We start from the raw sequence: 17,252 nt of genomic DNA, 5'->3' as shown, positions 1-17,252 counted from the left end.
GGGTCCCGCACGGTTGCGTACGGGGGCTCAGCGAAGCAGCCGCTCCGCCCGCCGCAGCGTCTCGCGCAGGTTGTCCGCCGCGGTCGCCGCCCGCGCATCCTCGAAGGAGAACCACCGCACGGGCGCCGTCTCCCGCTCGGCCCGCGCCGCCTCCGGCTGCTCGGTGACCAGCACATAGCGCAGGTCCACGTGCTCGTGGGCCGGTTCGGAGCCCGCGGCGGCCACCGGCACGATCACCAGGTGCAGCGGCGAGGCGTCCGGCCACGGCGTGAGGTCCGGCAGCCCCGTCTCCTCCACGCCCTCGCGCAGCGCCACGCCCAGCGGGTCCGTCTCGCCGGGGTCGGCGTGCCCGCCCACGTGCAGCCAGGTGCCCTGCCGCTCGTGGTGCCGCAGCAGCACGCGGCGGCTCGCGCGGTGCACGACGAGCGCGGACGCCGTGAAGTGCAGCGGCGTCGCGCGGTCCCAGGCGGTCCGCGCGCCCTCGGGCGCGGTCAGCAGCGCGGCGGCGCGCTCCAGGTCGGCGGCCTCAGCGGCGTCCGGCGGGCGGTGCGCTTCCAGGGCCCGGGCCAGAGCCGTACGGGCTTCCGGCGCCGGCGTGTCGGTCGAAGTCATCGGCGAGCTCCTGCACGAGGGCGTACGGAGGGACGCCGCTCATGGTCCACGACCCGGCCGCCGCGCGCCGCTCCTTTTCCCGTGCCGCGGGGGCCCACGCCTCGGGCAGGACCGAGAGCGCCGTGTCCACGGCCCGCCCCAGCGCCGCGCGGAACAGCAGCGAACCGAGCGAGATCCGGGCCACGCCCAGCTCCGCCAGCCGCCCGGGGTCCGAACGGCCGGGCGCGTACAGCACGTTCACCGGCAGCGCCGACTCCCGTACGAGTGCCCCGACCTCCTCCTCGTCCGCAAGGCCCGGCACGAAGACGCCGTCGGCGCCCGCCTCAGCGTAGGCCGCCGTACGCCGCAGCGCGGCCCGCAGCGTCGGCTCGGCGCCCAGCCAGTGGGTGTCGGTGCGCGCGTTCACGAAGACGCGCGGGGCCGCCTCCTTCGCCGCGGTGATCTTCTCCGCCTGCCGTACGGGGTCGGCGAGGGTGCCGTCGGGCAGCCCGTCCTCCAGGTTGACCCCGGCCACACCGGCGTCAGCCAACTCCCGTACCAGGGCCGCCACGTCCTCCGGCTCCGCGCTGAAGCCGCCCTCCGCGTCCACGCTGACCGGCACCGGGAGCCGCGCCAGCCCGCGGCCCAGCGCGAGGGTGTGCTCGCGCGCGGCGCCCGCGCCGTCCGGCAGCCCGGCGGCCGAGGCCACCCCCAGGCTCGTGGTGGCGACCGCGGGGAACCCGCTCCGATGCAGCGCGGCCGCCGAGGCGTGGTCCCACGCGTTCGGCAGCAGCAACGGGCGCGCGCCGTGGTGCAGTTCGCGGAACCTCTCGTACATGTCGCCGCTCTTCGTCCCGCCGCTCATCACTCGACCTCTCCCGCATCGATCCCCAGCAGGTCGCGCAGCGCGTCCCGCCCCTTGTCCGTGACCCGCAGCGCGCGGCCGCTGCCGATCCGTTCGCACCAGCCCGAATCCAGCGCGTGCGCGCACAGCGCGGCCCCGGCCAGGCCCGCCAGGTGCGGGCGGCGCACGGTCCAGTCGATGCACGCGCGCGCCAGCGGCCGCCTGCTGCGCGGAGCGCGCCGCGCCTCCAGCGGAATCCCCGCCTCCGCGAACCACGCGAGTCCCGCCTCCGTCACCGCGAACCCGGTGCTGTCCTGCACCAGCCCCCGTTCCAGCAGCCCGTCCGTGACCGCGACGCCGAGCCGCCCGGCGAGGTGGTCGTAGCAGGTGCGGGCCCGCGCCATGGCCGCTCCGGCCGAGCACGCGCGCAGGCCGCGCGGCGCGGGAGGGGGACCGGCGTGCGCGGCCAGGTCCTCGACGAGCTGCGCCAGCCGGTGGTTCGCCAGCCGTACGTAGCGGTGCCGGCCCACCCGGTGCTCGGCCAGCAGCCCGCCCTCGACCAGCTTGTCCAGGTGGCTGCTGGCGGTCGCGGCCGTGACCCCCGCCGTCTTGGCCAGCTCGCCCGCCGTCCAGGCGCGCCCGTCCAGCAGCGCGAGGCAGAACGAGGCCCGCGTGCCGTCGGCGAGCAGCCCGGCCAGCCGCGCCAGCCCGGCCCCTGAGGGTGCGGCGCGCTCGCCGCGTACTCCCGAGAGCGCGGCGCGCTCGCCTCGTACGTTCCGCTCGTCCATGGGACCAGCATGCGCGCCCGACACTTCGACGGCCGCCGAAGTGTCCTCGGCGCGCCGCGCTCTCCACGGGTCCCTGAGTCCCAACTCCCTTTGCACGCGCGCCGGTTGAGGGCAGGACGGGCAGCATTAATCGGAGCGTCACGCCTCTGAGGGAGGGGCTTCACCGTGCTCCCAGAGGCTGAGGTGTCCACCGGGGGGCAATGGTGCGCCCGGTACGGGACAGCGCGTGTGAGATCAGGTCCTCCCCACGATCCCTGACCAGGATGGGACCCAACATGGCTACAGAGGTGCTCACTTCGCACCCTTCCACCGCACCACCCGCGACCGGCGGCCCTGGCGCCGCCGACCCCGCCCCGGCCCCACCCGGAGCGGACCGGGGGCCCTCGGCCGGCCCCTGCCAGGTGCTCGCCGTCGGCACGCCGGGCGCCCGGCGCGAACGGCTGGTGCGGGTGCTCCTCGCCAGCGGGCACGAGGTGGCGCACGCCGTGCCGGAGGAGGCAGCGGCCCGCATCCGTACGACGCCGCCCGACGCGGTCGTGGCGCTGCACGAGAGCACGGAGGCCGGAGGTGAGGGGGTCGGCGACGGCGGTGACTGCGACGACGGCCTGCGCGTCATTCGCGGGATACGCGCCGAACCCGCCGGCGGCGCCCTCCCGTTGCTGATGGTCACCGAGTCGGCCGGCCCCTCCGAGGTCGCCGGGCTGCTGCGGCACGGCGCCGACGACTGCGTGCCGGAGAGCTCGCACCCCGAGGAGCTGGCCGCGCGCATAGAGGCCAAGCTGCGCCGGGTCCCCATACCCGTGGAGGACCTGCTGCGCGACCCGCGCACGGGCCTGTACTCGGCGCCGTACTTCCTCGACGAGCTCGACCGCGAACTCGGCCGCCCCGACGCGGCGCGCGGGCAGGGCGTCGTGGCCGTCGTCGGCGTCGCCGAGATGCCCTCGCTGGAGAAGCGGCTCGGGCCGCGGGTGCGCAGGGAGGCGGCCGAGCGGCTCGCCGGGATCGCCGAGCGGGTGCTCGGCGCCGCCGACCGGCTCGGCCGCGACGAGTCGGGACACCTGCTGGTGCTCATGCCGGGCGTGGACGAGGAGGCCGCGCGGCGCGCGCTGCGGGAGTTCGCGCTCGCCGTCGCCGGAACCCGCTTCATCGTCGCGGACGAGAACGTACGGCTCACCCCGGCCGTCGGCTGGGCGCCGCTCGCCGAGTCCGGGGAGGACGCCGGGTCCGGGGAAGGGGGAGGGGACCGGGGCGAGGCCGTGCGGATGGCGCGGGACGCGGCCGAGGAGGCGCGGCGGCACGGCGACCTGTGCCCCGTCAGGTACGCGCCCTGGATGCGCGCGACCGCGCGGCGCGGACGCCACCGGAGCGGTGCGGCGCGGCTCGCGCTGCGGCCGCTGCTCTCCGCGCTGTCCCCGCTGCTGACCCTGGTGCTGGGCATCGGCGTGCCCTTCGCGCTCTACCAGCGGCTGTACGCCGTGGGCCTGGACGTCACACCGGTCGTGTACTGGCTGGTCGTGTTCGGACTTCTGCTGTCGGCCGTGCTGATCGTGCTGGAGTGCCTCTACTCGCTGGACGCCGAGGAGCGGCCCGCCGAACCGGCCCAGGCCTTCCCGCCGGCCAGCGCCGTGGTCGCCGCCTACCTGCCGAACGAGGCGGCCACCATCGTCGACACCGTGGAGTCCTTCCTCCGCCTCGACTACCCCGGCGACCTGGAAGTGGTCCTCGCTTACAACACCCCGCACCCGCTGCCGGTAGAGGACACGCTGCGCGAAATGGCGCGCCGCGACCCCCGGTTGGTGCTGCTCCCCGTGCCCGACAGCACCTCCAAGGCGCAGAACATCAACGCCGCCGTCACCCGCGTACGCGGCGAGTTCGTCGGCATCTTCGACGCCGACCACCACCCGGACCCCTCCTCCTTCCGCTACGCCTGGCACTGGCTCTCGCACGGCTACGACGTGGTGCAGGGACACTGCCTGATACGCAACGGCGACAGCTCCCGGGTGGCCCGGCTGGTCGGCGTCGAGTTCGAGACGATCTACGCGGTGAGCCATCCGGGCCGCACCCGGCTGTACGGCTTCGGCGTGTTCGGCGGCTCCAACGGCTTCTGGCGTACGGACCTGCTGGCCCGCACCCGGATGCACGGCTCCATGCTGACCGAGGACATCGACTCCACGATGCGCGCGCTGCACGAGGGCGCGCGCTTCGCCGTGGACCGCACGCTCATCTCCCGCGAACTGGCGCCCACGATGCTCAGGCCGCTGTGGAACCAGCGGGCGCGGTGGGCGCAGGGCTGGCTCCAGGTCTCGCTCAAGTACCTGTGGCGCGGCCTGCGTTCGCCGGTCTTCTCGCCCCGCCAGAAGACCGGGCTGCTCGTGCTGCTCGGCTGGCGCGAGGTGCAGCCCTGGCTCACGCTCCAGATCATCCCCGTACTGCTGCACTCGGTGCTGAGCGCGGGCGGGCTCGCGCAGGTGGACTGGGCGGTGCCGGTGTGCCTGCTGGCGACGCTGCTCACGATGTCGGCCGGGCTCGTGCAGACGGGGCTCGGGCTGCGGCTGGCGGCGCCCGAACTGCGCCGCAGGCGCCGGTGGTTCTGGACCTATCTGCTGCTGAGCACCTTCTTCTACACCCACTTCAAGAACCTGGTGGCCAGGCAGGCGCACCTCAAGGAGGCGCTCGGCGACCGGCAGTGGAGGGTGACGCCGCGGGCTTCCGGCGCTGCTTCCGGTGCCGCTTCCGAGGCGGTGACCCGCTCGTGAGCCGCAAGGCGACGACTCCGACGACCCCTCCCGAGGGCGCACCGGCACGCAGCCGCGCCCGCGAGATCGAGGGCTACCGCGGGCTGGCGGCGATCAGCACGGTCCTCTTCCACGTCTGGCAGCAGTACGTGCGCTACGACGCCGAGGGCGCGCATCCCCCGGTCCAGAACCCCTTCGTGAAGGCACTGTTCACCCTGGAGGTCATCGACTTCTTCTTCCTGCTCTCCGCCTACCTGCTGACCATCAGCTACGCGCGGTCCGCCATCGACGGCGGTTCGGTGCGCCCCGCGAAGGCGTTCCTCTTCCGCCGCGCGATCCGCATCCTGCCGCTGTACTTCCTCGCCGTGCTGGTCGTGTGGGCCGTCCGCAACCCCGACCTCCCGGGAGACTGGCGGGACCTGGTGGAGCACCTGACCTTCACCCACGTCCTGGACCGCGAGCGGATCTTCTACACGCTGGGCCCCTCCTGGTCGCTCTCGCTGGAGATCCTCTTCTACCTCGCCCTGGTCGGCCTCGGCCCGCTCGCCGTGCGGACCTGCCGCCGCCTGGAGCGACGGCGCTCGCGCGCGCTGGTGTGCCTCGGGGGCTGCCTGGCGCTGTTCGCCGTCCCCGTGCTGTGGCTGACCCTCGCCCACTACGGGCTCGGCATCCCGGACACCGAGTGGCCCGCGTACTTCGGCCCACAGGCGCGCTTCGGAGGCTTCGCGCTCGGCATGGGGCTGGCGGTGGCGGTCGTCGCGCTGGGCCCGCGTGCGCGCGTGGGGCCTGTGGGCGCGACCCTCGTCGCGGGCCTGGCGGCCACGGGCCTCTACGCCCTCTCCCTCGCCTCCGGCGCGTACTTCGGCCCCTCAGCGGCCGAGGCAGCCAAGCTCTACTACCACCCGGCGGCCGCGCTCCTGTGGGCGCTGCTCCTGTACGGCACGGTCCACGTCCGCCGACAGGTGCGCTGGCAACGGGTGCTGACCACCCGTTGGCTGACCGGCATCGGCCTGGTGAGCTACAGCCTCTTCATCTGGCACGAGCCGGTGATGCTGCTCCTGTACGACGGCGGCCTGCTCCCCGGCACATTCCTCCTGGCAGCACCCCTGACCCTGGCCGCAGCGATCCCCGCGGCCTGCGCGAGCTACTGGCTCCTGGAACGCCCCGCAAGCCTCCTGGGAAAGCTGCGGGACGGGGCGGGGGAGCCGCGGGACTTCTATGCGCGGGCGTGAGCCCGAAGCGGCCCCGGCGCACGGAGCACCGGGGCCGGTCCCACCTCAGATGCGCCGTCAGATGTCGCGGAACGTCTCGATCTGCGCGCCCACCTCGTTCAGCCGCTCGGCCAGGTCCTCGTAGCCGCGGTTGATCACGTAGACGTTGCGCAGGACCGACGTGCCCTCTGCCGCCAGCATGGCGAGGAGGACCACCACGGCGGGGCGCAGGGCCGGCGGGCACATCATCTCCGAGGCGCGCCAGCGCGTCGGGCCCTCCACCAGCACGCGGTGCGGGTCGAGCAACTGGAGCCTGCCGCCGAGCCTGTTGAGGTCGGTGAGGTAGATGGCGCGGTTGTCGTACACCCAGTCGTGGATGAGGGTCTTGCCCTGGGCGGTCGCGGCGATCGCCGCGAAGAAGGGGACGTTGTCGATGTTGATGCCGGGGAACGGCATCGGGTGGATCTTGTCGATGGGCGCCTCCAGCTTGGAGGGGTGCACCGTGAGGTCGATCAGCCGGGTGCGGCCGTTGTCCGCCGCGTACTCCGCGCCGCGGTCCACGACGAGGCCCATCTCCTCCAGCACGGCGAGCTCGATCTCCAGGAACTCGGCCGGCACCCGCCGCACCGTCAGCTCCGACTCGGTCACCACCGCCGCGGCCAGCAGGCTCATGGCCTCGACCGGGTCCTCGGAGGGCGAGTAGTCCACGTCGACGTCGATCTCCGGGACGCCGTGCACGGTCAGCGTGGTGGTGCCCACGCCCTCCACCCGCACGCCCAGCTCCTCCAGGAAGAAGCAGAGGTCCTGGACCATGTAGTTCGGCGAGGCGTTGCGGATCACCGTGACGCCGTCGTGCCGCGCGGCCGCCAGCAGCGCGTTCTCGGTGACGGTGTCCCCGCGCTCGGTCAGCACGATGGGGCGCTGCGGAGTGACCGAGCGGTCGACCTCCGCGTGGTAGAGCCCCTCGGTCGCGGTGATCTCCAGCCCGAAGGGGCGGAGCGCGGTCATGTGCGGCTGCACGGTGCGCGTACCGAGGTCGCAGCCGCCCGCGTACGGGATGCGGAAGCGGTCCACGCGGTGCAGCAGCGGGCCCAGGAACATGATGATGCTCCGGGTGCGGCGCGCGGCGTCCTCGTCGATGGCGTCCAGGTCGAGCGCGGCGGGCGGCACGATCTCCAGGTCGGCGCCGTCGTTGATCCAGCGGGTGCGCACGCCGACCGAGGAGAGCACCTCCAGGATCCGGAAGACCTCCTCGATGCGCGCGACCCGCCGCAGCACCGTGCGCCCGGAGTTGAGCAGCGAGGCGCAGAGCAGCGCGACACACGCGTTCTTACTGGTCTTCACGTCGATGCTGCCGGAGAGCCGGCGGCCGCCGACCACGCGCAGATGCATGGGCCCGGAGTACCCGAGCGAGACGATCTCACTGTCCAGAGCCTCGGAGATGCGGGCGATCATATCAAGGCTGATGTTCTGGTTGCCGCGCTCGATGCGGTTGACCGCGCTCTGGCTGGTGCCGAGCGCCTCGGCCAGCTGGGACTGTGTCCAACCGCGATGCTGGCGGGCGTCGCGGATGAGGTGGCCGATGCGTGCGAGGTAGTCGTCGCTCATAGAGGTAACGGTATCTCAGCCATGAGATAGGCGCTTCGCCAGGGTGTCGTATCCCGTGCGCTGTCGAGGGCGCCCGTGCGCCGTCGAGGGCGGGCGCCGCTGCGCCCGCCCTCTTCACCGCCTCGCGCTCACGCGGTGTCGAAGCGCCACATCTGCCGCGGGTCGCCGCGCCAGGGCTCCAGGGAGAGCTGGGTGCCCTCCTTCTCCTCGGTGAGGGTGGCGACGCCGTCGATGTACGGGAAGTGGAGCCGGAACTTGCCCTCGCCCACGGGCTCGATCGACCACTGCTCGTAGTGGTGCTGGCCGGCGATCTTGGGCGGGTAGATCTTCAGGGTGCTCAGGGCGAAGTAGGTCTCGCCCGACGAGATCTTGCTCTTGATGATGTAGAGGTTGGGAGCGGAGGCGCGGATGATCTCCCACTGCTGGTTCTCGCCCTTGTGGTAGCTCCAGCCGATGATCGGGGTCTCCGGCTCCGGGCTGCCGCCGCTCAGGTCGGCGACCCGGTCCTCGAAGGCCGCGTTCCTGATCACGTACACGCCGTTGGCCATGGTTCTGCCTCCTCGGGAGAAGAAGGGAACGTGCCGGATCGAGCCCCCTCACCGTAGGAGGGGCGAGAGGGCCGGGTAAGCACCGATCTGGACGTGGGGGCGGCATTCGTCATGGCCGGTCCGCTCTCTCCCAGATGTCCCCGCCGTACGAGGGCCCCCGCGCCGCGCCACGCGGCACCGCCGCACCCGCCCGCGCACCGCCAACTCCCGTGCCGTACCGGCCCTTCCGCTCTCGTACACCGTGCGGGAACCTGCTCGCGCGCCGCTCGTGGCAGGCTTCACAAGGGGCCGCGGCGTGCTGTCCACAGCAAGGAAGCGGCCGGTCCGCGGCGACGCGGCGACGGCCTGTGTCCGTCGTCGGCGCGGGGCGGTACGGGCGGTGCGTGAGCGGTGCGCGGGAAGGGCACGCGCGGCAGAGGCGGGGCAGGGCATGACCTGCTCGCGGTCGTGTACTAGGGTTATCTCGACATCGAGATAACTGGCCCGAGACTGACCAAGGGGCACACGACCGCTGCAAGTAAGGCTTACCTAACTAAGCCTTGCCCACCCTAGCGGATCGCTATTCATGCACTGAAGGCACTGAAGGAGACTGTCGTGTCGGCGAACAGCTTCGACGCCCGCAGCACGCTGCAGGTGGGCGACGAGTCGTACGAGATCTTCAAACTGGACAAGGTGGACGGCGCCGCCCGTCTGCCGTACAGCCTGAAGGTCCTGCTGGAGAACCTGCTCCGCACCGAGGACGGCGCGAACATCACCGCCGACCACATCCGCGCGCTCGGCGGCTGGGACCCCAACGCCCAGCCCAGCGAGGAGATCCAGTTCACGCCGGCCCGCGTGATCATGCAGGACTTCACCGGCGTGCCCTGCGTGGTGGACCTCGCCACGATGCGCGAGGCCGTGAAGGAGCTCGGCGGCGACCCGTCCCGGATCAACCCGCTCGCGCCGGCCGAGCTGGTCATCGACCACTCCGTGGTGGCCGACAAGTTCGGCACCCCGAACGCCTTCTCGCAGAACGTGGAGCTGGAGTACGGGCGCAACAAGGAGCGCTACCAGTTCCTGCGCTGGGGCCAGACCGCGTTCGACGAGTTCAAGGTCGTGCCGCCCGGCACCGGCATCGTGCACCAGGTCAACATCGAGCACCTGGCCCGCACCGTCATGGTCCGCAACGGCCAGGCCTACCCCGACACCCTCGTCGGCACCGACTCGCACACCACCATGGTCAACGGCCTCGGCGTGCTGGGCTGGGGCGTCGGCGGCATCGAGGCCGAGGCCGCGATGCTGGGCCAGCCGGTCTCGATGCTCATCCCGCGGGTCGTCGGCTTCAAGCTGACCGGCTCGCTGCCGACCGGCACCACCGCCACCGACCTGGTGCTGACCATCACCGAGATGCTCCGCAACCACGGCGTGGTCGGCAAGTTCGTCGAGTTCTACGGCGACGGCGTGGCCTCGGTGCCGCTGGCCAACCGCGCCACGATCGGCAACATGTCGCCGGAGTTCGGCTCCACCGCGGCGATCTTCCCGATCGACGGCGAGACCATCAACTACCTGAAGCTGACCGGCCGCGACGAGCAGCAGCTCGCGCTGGTCGAGGCGTACGCCAAGGAGCAGGGCCTCTGGCACGACGCGGCGCACGAGCCGGTCTACTCCGAGTACCTGGAGCTGGACCTCTCGACCGTCGTTCCGTCGATCGCCGGTCCGAAGCGCCCGCAGGACCGCATCGCGCTGTCCGACGCGAAGGCCAAGTTCGGCCAGGACGTGAAGAACTACGTCTCCGAGGAGACGGACATCGACGAGGCGGGCAAGGAGTCCTTCCCGGCCTCCGACGCGCCGGCCGTCTCCAACGGCGTGCCCACCAAGCCGGTCCAGGTGACCGACGCGGACGGCAAGACCTTCGAGATCGACCACGGCGCCGTCGCGGTCGCCGCGATCACCTCCTGCACCAACACCTCGAACCCGTACGTCATGGTCGGCGCCGCGCTGGTCGCCAAGAAGGCCGTGGAGAAGGGCCTGTCCCGCAAGCCCTGGGTCAAGACCACCCTGGCCCCCGGTTCGCAGGTCGTCATGGACTACTACGACCGCGCGGGTCTGACGCCGTACCTGGACAAGCTCGGCTTCAACCTGGTCGGTTACGGCTGCACCACCTGCATCGGCAACTCGGGCCCGCTGCCCGACGAGATCTCGCAGGCGGTCAACGACAACGACCTGGCCGTCACCTCGGTGCTCTCCGGCAACCGGAACTTCGAGGGCCGGATCAACCCCGACGTCAAGATGAACTACCTGGCGTCCCCGCCCCTGGTCGTCGCCTACGCGATCGCCGGCTCCATGAAGGTGGACATCACCACCGAGGCGCTCGGCACCGACCAGAACGGCAACCCGGTCTACCTCGAGGACATCTGGCCCTCCGAGAAGGAGGTCGAGGAGGTCGTCGCCGGGGCCATCGGGCAGGAGATGTTCACCAAGTCCTACTCGGACGTCTTCGCCGGCGACGCCCAGTGGCAGGCGCTGCCGGTGCCGACCGGCAACACCTTCGAGTGGGACCAGGAGTCCACCTACGTGCGCAAGCCCCCGTACTTCGAGGGCATGGGCATGGAGCCCGCGCCGGTCGAGGACATCTCGGGCGCCCGCGTGCTGGCCAAGCTGGGCGACTCGGTCACCACCGACCACATCTCCCCGGCCGGTGCGATCAAGGCGGACACCCCGGCGGGCAAGTACCTCACCGAGCACGGCATCGAGCGCCGCGACTTCAACAGCTACGGCTCGCGCCGCGGCAACCACGAGGTCATGATCCGCGGCACCTTCGCCAACATCCGCCTGCGCAACCAGATCGCGCCGGGCACCGAGGGCGGCTTCACGCGTGACTTCACGCAGGAGGGCGGCCCGGTCTCCTTCATCTACGACGCCTCGCAGAACTACCAGGCGCAGGGCACCCCGCTGGTCATCCTGGCCGGCAAGGAGTACGGCTCGGGCTCGTCCCGCGACTGGGCCGCCAAGGGCACCGCGCTGCTGGGCGTGAAGGCCGTCATCGCCGAGAGCTACGAGCGCATCCACCGCTCCAACCTCATCGGCATGGGCGTCCTGCCGCTGCAGTTCCCCGAGGGCGCCAACGCCGAGTCCCTGGGCCTGTCCGGCGAGGAGACCTTCTCCGTCTCGGGCATCACCGCCATCAACGACGGCGGCATCCCGGAGACCGTGAAGGTGACCACGGACAGCGGCGTCGAGTTCGACGCCAAGGTCCGCATCGACACCCCCGGCGAGGCGGACTACTACCGCAACGGCGGCATCCTGCAGTACGTCCTGCGGAGCCTCATCCGCAACTGACGTTCTGAGACGCATGACTGAGGGCCGCGCCCCGGAGAACCTCCTCCGGGCCGCGGCCCTCAGCCGTTCACTGCTGCCACGGCGAACTCGGCGGCACCCGCGGGAACTTGCGCAGCCACGTCCTGGTGTCCTCGTCCATGGGGAGCTGCCACTGCATATGGCCGCACCCGGCGCAGATCAGGGACACCAGCACCTTCTGCTTTCCGCCGAAGAACCTGCCCGGCGGCCGCAGACTCGCCTGCGCCGCGAACTCCGCCTGGTAGACCTCATCCGACCCGCACGACGCGCACCGGCCGTAGCGCATGTCCCCGTTGCTCATGGCGGAGAACCCTACGAGAGCAGCTCGATCTCCGCGAGCTTCCCCGTCCCGCCCTTCGGGACCAGGCGGTACGAGGTGTACGCGGCCGGGTGGCGCAGCGCGAAGGCGCGGGTCTGCTTGTCCCAGCGGAAGGTCTCGGCGGGCCGCCTGTCCACCGCGTGCCAGCGCTTTCCGTCCCGCGAGCCCTCCAGGACCCAGCCCTCCGGCGCCTGCCGGCGGTCCGAGGAGGTGAGGGTGTACGAGGTGACGCGCGCGCCCTTGCGTACGGGGAGCGCTCGGTCCTTCACCTCGCCCGCGGTGTCCGAGGTGTTGTCGAGCAGAGGGTCGTCCTCGGCCGGCCTCGTGGCGTCCTCGGCGGGGGAGGGCACCTTGTCGTCGCGGGTCAGGGAGGTGGGGCCGGCGTTCTTGCCGGAGCCCCACTTGGAGGGCCGCGGGCCCATGTCGAAGTCCAGCGTCGCGCCGCGGGACAGCAGATCGTGGGGGAGCGCCGTGGAGTTCCAGGGCTTGCCGTTGACCTTGAGGCCCTGCACGTACACGTTGCGCGCGTTGTTCTCCGGCGCCCGCACCACCAGGTCGCGCCCGTTCTCCAGATGCACCGTCGCCTTGGTGAACAGCGGGGAGCCGACGGCGTATTCGGGCGCGCCCATCACCAGCGGGTAGAAGCCGAGGGCCGAGAAGACGTACCAGGCGGACATCTCGCCGTTGTCCTCGTCGCCCGCGTAGCCCTGCCCGATCTCGCTGCCGAGATACAGCCGGGACAGCGCCTCGCGCACCTTGGCCTGCGCCTTCCACGGCCGGCCCGCCGCGTCGTAGGTGTACGCGATGTGGTGCGCGGGCTGGTTGCTGTGCCCGTACATGCCCATCCGCACGTCGCGGGCCTCGGTCATCTCGTGGATCACGTTCCCGTACGAGCCCGCGTACTCCTTCTCGCCGGTCTCGGGGGTGGAGAAGTAGGCGTCCAGCTTCTTCGCGAGGCCGGAGCGTCCCCCGTACAGATTGGCCAGGCCGCGGGTGTCCTGCGGTGCGGTGAAGGCGAAGTTCCAGCCGTTGGTCTCGGTGTAGTCGTGGCCCCACACCCGCGGGTCGTACTGCGCGGGGGTCAGGCGCCATTCGCCCTTCGCGTCACGGCCCTGGAAGAAGCCGATGCGCTGGTCGAAGAGCTTCACGTAGTCCAGGGCGCGGTTGCGGAAGTACGCCGACTCCTCCTTGTAGCGCGGCTTCTTGGTGCGCTCGTAGAGGAGCCGTCCCATGCGCGCTATGCCGGAGTCGTTGAGATAGCCCTCCAGCGCCCAGGACATGCCCTCCTTCGTCTTCGTGCTCGTGTAGCCGAGGAAGGGGGAGGTGTCCATGCCCTTGCGGCCGACGCCCGGGTCAGGCGGCGCGACCGTCGCGTTCTTCACCGCCGCCTCGTACGCCGCCTCCGCGTCGAAGCCCACGCCCTTCGCGTACGCGTCCGCGAAGGCGACATCGCTGTTCGTGCCGGTCATCAGGTCCGCGTAGCCCGGCGAGGACCAGCGCGAGATCCAGCCGCCGTCCTTGTACTGCTGCACGAAGCCGTCCGCGAGACGCCCGGCCCGGCGCGGCGTGAGCAGGGAGTACGCGGGCCAGGTCGTGCGATACGTGTCCCAGAAGCCGTTGTTGACGTAGACCTCGCCGTCCACGATCTTCGAGCCGGTCTCGGTGGGGGTGTCGGGGCGCTCCGCCTTGGAGAACGGGCTGGCGTACCGCTTGCGCGAACCCACCTGCTCGAAGCCGGAGTTGGGGTAGAGGTAGAGCCGGTAGAGGTTGGAGTACAGCGTCGTGAGCTGGTCGCGGCTGGCGCCCTCCACCTCGACCCTGCCCATGATCCGGTCCCACTGCGCCCGCGCCTCGCCGGCCACCGCGCCGAACGAGGCCGAGGCCGGAAGCTCCCGCTCCAGATTGGCCTTGGCCTGCTCGGTGCCGATCAGCGAGGTCGCCATCCGCATCGTGACCTTACGGTCCTGGCCGGCGCGGAAGCGCAGATAGCCGGTCACGTCCCCGCCGCCGGTGTCCTTGCCGCCGTCCAGCTTCCCGCCGCCGGAGACCGGCTTGTCGAAGACGCCGTAGACGAACATCCGCGTCGCGCCCGTGGACAGGCCGCTCTTCACGTCCGAATAGCCGCTGACGACGCCGCGTTCGGCATCGAGGCGCAGCCCGCCTTTGCTGTTCACGTTGTCGAAGATGAGGCTCGCGTCGTCCTTGGGAAAGGTGAAGCGCATCATCGCCGCGTGGTCGGTGGGCGTGACCTGCGCCTTGAGTCCGTTCTCGAAGGTGACCCCGTAATAGTGCGGCCGCGCGGTCTCCTTCGAGTGCCGGAAGGGCAGCGCGCGGGCCTTGCGCGAGGGGTCCGGGGTGCCGCTCGCGGCGGACGGCATCACCTGGAAGGTCTGCCGGTCGCCCATCCACGGGCTCGGCTCGTGGCTCGCGCCGAAGGCCTGGATCTCGGGGAGGTTGTCCGCGTTGTTCTTCCGCGCGTACTCGTACAGCCAGTCCGTCGAGCCGGCATTGGTCACCGGCGTCCAGAAGTTGAAGCCATTGGGCACCGCGGTCGCGGGGAAGTTGTTGCCCCGCGAGAAGCTGCCGCTGGAATTGGTGCCGCGCGTGGTGTCCGCGTAGTCGGCCAGGTGCGCCTTGCGCGCCTCCGGCGCCTTGGGCGCGATCGAGACGTCGTCCACCCACCCCGCGAACTCGCCGGATTCCGAGAGGCGCCGGGGAGCGTCGTACGCCACCAGCACCCGTGCGACGGTCTTGCCCGCCGCGACGCCGCCGATCCGCGTCTCGCGGTGGTTCCACTGATTGACGTACGCCGTCTTGGCCGCGCCCTGGCCCTGCGGGCTCAGCGCGTTCCCGTGCTGGTCGCGGGCGCGCAGCTCGCTCAGATAGGTGCCGTCGGTGAAGGCCAGGTCGACGGCCGCGTAGGTGGCGGAATAGGAGCGGTCGCCCTCCGGCATCTCCGGGAAGAGGCGGTACGAGAGCACCGTGCCGGCGGTCACGCGGGTGTTCACGTCGAAGACCTTGTTGTACGCGTAGCCGCGCCCCCCGGCGCGGTGCGTGCCCGCGTACCGCAGCGCGTGCCGCCCCGTGAAGCCCGCGTTCTCCTTCGCGGTGGGGGACTTGGCGGGGCCCGTGCCCGGCACGGTCTCCATCGCGCCCGCGAGGCCACCCGTACGGGGAACGCCGTCGGGCCCCGTCTCCGGGGTGCCGCGCCAGTCGGGCGCCGGCTGCCCCGGCTCGAAGGAGGAGGCGAAGTCCCGCTCAGCGGGGTCGGGTTCGGGCGCCGCATACGCCGAGCCGCCGTACAGCGTGCCCTGGAACGTGCAGACCAGGAGTGCCGCCAGGACCAGGGCGGGAGCGCGCCCCGTAAGCCGTCTGTGCCGTCTCGAGTGCCGCACGGTCGCCTCTCCACGGGGCCGACAACGTTGTCGTGGGGGGATTGCAGAGATAAGTAATGTGTGTGGGGCCTTTGTTGTCAAGAGTGGCCCGTGTCAAGGGTGGCGGAGTCGCATACCGGGGGCGCCGCGTGGTGCGCGGGGATTCGGCCGCCGTATCGAGCAGGTCTCAACTCGGGAAAGACTGGACGGGAACCCTGTATTCGATCTTGATTGGCGTGCCGCGAGTGGACTATACCTATCGGCACCTCGAACGGCCTGCCCTTCCGGCGCCGTCGACGGAAGTCTTGATCGCACGTGATCGCACCACCCGAGCCTCAACCGCACGACCCAGCTTCAACTGACCCGCGGTGTCGGGCCCTTCGCCAGTGGCGAGTGACGGGAGACCGCTACACCGCCTGAGTCCTGGAGAAGGCGAGGACTTGAGCATGGGATCCACCAGTGTCAACCGCCGTGCCCTGCTGAAGAGTTCCGCGGCGGTGGGCCTTGTCGCCGCCACCGGAACGGGGCTGCTGAGCGGCTGTGCCAGCGGCAGCGACGACAACGGGAAGAAGGTCGAGAAGGGCAAGAAGAGCGCGAAGAACCCGCTCGGCGTGAACGAGAGCGCGGCCCTGGAGACCTATATCTTCGACGGCGGTTTCGGCACCGCGTACGCCGAGGCGGCGAAGAAGGTCTACGAGAAGAACTTCCCGAAGGCCAAGGTCACGCTGAAGTCGACGCAGAAGATCCAGTCGGTTCTCCAGCCGCGCTTCAACGGCGGCACTCCGCCGGACCTCATCGACAACTCCGGTGCCGAGCAGATGGACATGGGCACCCTGGTCGGCAAGAACCAGCTCACCGACCTCACTCCGCTGCTGGACGCGCCCTCCTACGACGACCCGGGCAAGAAGGTGCGGGACACGCTGCGCCCCGGCGTCGTGGAAATGGGCCAGTTCGACGGCAAGCCGGTGTGGATCCTGTACTACGCGTACACCGTCTACGGCGTCTGGTATTCGCAGACCAATCTCGACAAGCTCGGCGTCGAATACCCCAAGACCTGGGACGACATGCTCAAGGTCTGCGCCAAGGCCAAGAAGAAGGGGATAGCCGGCTGGACCTACCCGGGCAAGTTCCCCTACTACCTGCCCTTCAGCCTCTACCCGTTCATCGCGATGATCGGCGGCAACAAGGTCCTGGACTCCATCGACAACCTGGAGCCCAACGCTTGGAAGAACCCGGCGGTCAAGTCGGCCTTCGAGGCGTACTACGAGCTCTACAAGAAGGGCTACATCCTCAAGGGCAGCCCGGGGCTCACCCACATCGAGTCGCAGACCGCGTGGACCGAGGGCAAGGCGCTGTTCATCCCGAACGGCTCCTGGGTGGAGAACGAGGCGAAGAAGACCACGCCGAAGGACTTCCAGATGCGGGTCGGCCCGCCCTCCAGCCTGGACAGCTCCGACAAGATGCCGTTCGGCACGCTGTGGGCCTCGGGCGGCGAGCCGTTCATCGTGCCGAAGCAGGCGAAGAATCCCGACGGCGGCATGGAGCAGCTCCGCATCATGCTCGGCGAGAAGTCCTCGCAGAACTTCATCAAGGCCGTCTCCTCGCTCACCTCCTATGACGGCGGAACCGAGGGGATGACTCTTCCCCCAGGGCTCAACTCCGCCGTACAGGTGGTGAAGAAGGCCGGGAAGAACATCGTCAACCCGCGCATCCAGGACTGGTACGTCGCGCTCCAGAAGGAGAAGATCGGCGTCGGCGCGCTCGGCGAGATGATGGCGGGCCGCATGACCCCGGCCGAGGCCATCAAGAAGATTCAGAAGTACGCGGACGACACCGCCAAGGACGACTCCGTCAAGCACTACAAGCACCAGTGAGCGCACCGGGGGGTTCCTGGGGAG

At 70.9% G+C, this 17,252-nt stretch carries 11 protein-coding genes; 4 read left to right on the top strand and 7 right to left on the bottom strand.

Features of this window, described 5'->3' with window-relative positions; genetic code table 11:
• Positions 1-27: 27 nt before the first annotated feature.
• Genes ABEE00_RS15565 through ABEE00_RS15555 form a run of 3 tightly spaced genes read right to left on the bottom strand, consistent with a single transcriptional unit; the run spans position 28 to position 2,223 of the window.
• The gene (locus ABEE00_RS15565) at positions 28-612 is read right to left on the bottom strand and encodes an NUDIX hydrolase (RefSeq protein WP_345746052.1); all 585 of its coding nucleotides are present in this window, start codon (positions 610-612) and stop codon (positions 28-30) included.
• On the bottom strand, positions 527-1,456 hold the full coding sequence (locus ABEE00_RS15560) for an isocitrate lyase/PEP mutase family protein (protein WP_345746051.1): 930 nt from the start codon (positions 1,454-1,456) through the stop codon (positions 527-529). The genes ABEE00_RS15565 and ABEE00_RS15560 overlap by 86 nt, the downstream gene beginning before the upstream one ends.
• Entirely contained in the window at positions 1,456-2,223 is a 768-nt protein-coding gene (locus ABEE00_RS15555; protein WP_345746050.1) for an ArsR/SmtB family transcription factor, read from the bottom strand. The genes ABEE00_RS15560 and ABEE00_RS15555 overlap by 1 nt, the downstream gene beginning before the upstream one ends.
• Before the next feature lie 275 nt (positions 2,224-2,498).
• Here ABEE00_RS15555 and ABEE00_RS15550 point away from each other — a divergent pair, with 275 nt between their 5' ends.
• Both ABEE00_RS15550 and ABEE00_RS15545 read left to right on the top strand, forming a co-directional pair.
• Positions 2,499-4,979 carry a glycosyltransferase gene (locus ABEE00_RS15550; protein ID WP_345746049.1) on the top strand — a complete coding sequence of 827 codons (2,481 nt, stop codon included), beginning with the start codon at positions 2,499-2,501 and terminating at the stop codon, positions 4,977-4,979.
• Positions 4,976-6,190, top strand: a complete 1,215-nt coding sequence (locus ABEE00_RS15545) for an acyltransferase family protein (protein WP_345746048.1) — start codon at positions 4,976-4,978, stop codon at positions 6,188-6,190. Before ABEE00_RS15550 ends, ABEE00_RS15545 begins: the two co-directional genes overlap by 4 nt.
• Positions 6,191-6,247: 57 nt before the next feature.
• On the opposite strand, the gene ABEE00_RS15540 is transcribed toward ABEE00_RS15545, so the two are convergent.
• The gene (locus tag ABEE00_RS15540; protein ID WP_345746047.1) at positions 6,248-7,777 is read right to left on the bottom strand and encodes a helix-turn-helix domain-containing protein; all 1,530 of its coding nucleotides are present in this window, start codon (positions 7,775-7,777) and stop codon (positions 6,248-6,250) included.
• A 128-nt stretch (positions 7,778-7,905) separates the two neighbouring features.
• Positions 7,906-8,325 (bottom strand): RICIN domain-containing protein, encoded by a 420-nt coding sequence (locus ABEE00_RS15535; RefSeq protein ID WP_345746046.1) that lies wholly within the window; start codon positions 8,323-8,325, stop codon positions 7,906-7,908.
• A gap of 594 nt (positions 8,326-8,919) precedes the next feature.
• Between ABEE00_RS15535 and acnA the strand changes: the two genes are divergently transcribed.
• Entirely contained in the window at positions 8,920-11,643 is a 2,724-nt protein-coding gene (acnA, locus tag ABEE00_RS15530; RefSeq protein ID WP_345746045.1) for an aconitate hydratase AcnA, read from the top strand.
• Positions 11,644-11,710: 67 nt separating this feature from the next.
• Here acnA and ABEE00_RS15525 read toward each other — a convergent pair whose 3' ends face one another.
• Together ABEE00_RS15525 and ABEE00_RS15520 are read right to left on the bottom strand one after the other, a co-directional pair.
• Complete coding sequence (locus ABEE00_RS15525; protein WP_345746044.1) at positions 11,711-11,962, bottom strand: hypothetical protein; 252 nt, start codon at positions 11,960-11,962, stop codon at positions 11,711-11,713.
• Between the two features lie 11 nt (positions 11,963-11,973).
• The gene (locus ABEE00_RS15520) at positions 11,974-15,375 is read right to left on the bottom strand and encodes a GH92 family glycosyl hydrolase (RefSeq protein WP_345746043.1); all 3,402 of its coding nucleotides are present in this window, start codon (positions 15,373-15,375) and stop codon (positions 11,974-11,976) included.
• Between the two features lie 425 nt (positions 15,376-15,800).
• On the opposite strand from ABEE00_RS15520, the gene ngcE reads away from it, so the two are divergent.
• On the top strand, positions 15,801-17,228 hold the full coding sequence (gene ngcE, locus ABEE00_RS15515) for an N-acetylglucosamine/diacetylchitobiose ABC transporter substrate-binding protein (RefSeq protein WP_345746042.1): 1,428 nt from the start codon (positions 15,801-15,803) through the stop codon (positions 17,226-17,228).
• The last annotated feature ends 24 nt before the right edge of the window (positions 17,229-17,252 follow it).

The sequence above is a fragment of the Streptomyces odontomachicola genome (assembly GCF_039605595.1).
Lineage (GTDB): Bacteria > Actinomycetota > Actinomycetes > Streptomycetales > Streptomycetaceae > Streptomyces.
Note: the sequence above shows the minus strand (reverse complement) of the source record. Positions and strands in the feature narration are given on the sequence as shown.

What these genes read in the sequence shown, in the direction of transcription:
- ABEE00_RS15565 (WP_345746052.1), bottom strand. Translation starts at nt 612, where the DNA reads ATGACTTCGACCGACACGCCGGCGCCGGAAGCCCGTACGGCTCTGGCC.
- ABEE00_RS15560 (WP_345746051.1), bottom strand. Translation starts at nt 1,456, where the DNA reads ATGAGCGGCGGGACGAAGAGCGGCGACATGTACGAGAGGTTCCGCGAA.
- ABEE00_RS15555 (WP_345746050.1), bottom strand. Translation starts at nt 2,223, where the DNA reads ATGGACGAGCGGAACGTACGAGGCGAGCGCGCCGCGCTCTCGGGAGTA.
- ABEE00_RS15550 (WP_345746049.1), top strand. Translation starts at nt 2,499, where the DNA reads ATGGCTACAGAGGTGCTCACTTCGCACCCTTCCACCGCACCACCCGCG.
- ABEE00_RS15540 (WP_345746047.1), bottom strand. Translation starts at nt 7,777, where the DNA reads ATGAGCGACGACTACCTCGCACGCATCGGCCACCTCATCCGCGACGCC.
- ABEE00_RS15535 (WP_345746046.1), bottom strand. Translation starts at nt 8,325, where the DNA reads ATGGCCAACGGCGTGTACGTGATCAGGAACGCGGCCTTCGAGGACCGG.
- ABEE00_RS15525 (WP_345746044.1), bottom strand. Translation starts at nt 11,962, where the DNA reads ATGAGCAACGGGGACATGCGCTACGGCCGGTGCGCGTCGTGCGGGTCG.
- ngcE (WP_345746042.1), top strand. Translation starts at nt 15,801, where the DNA reads ATGGGATCCACCAGTGTCAACCGCCGTGCCCTGCTGAAGAGTTCCGCG.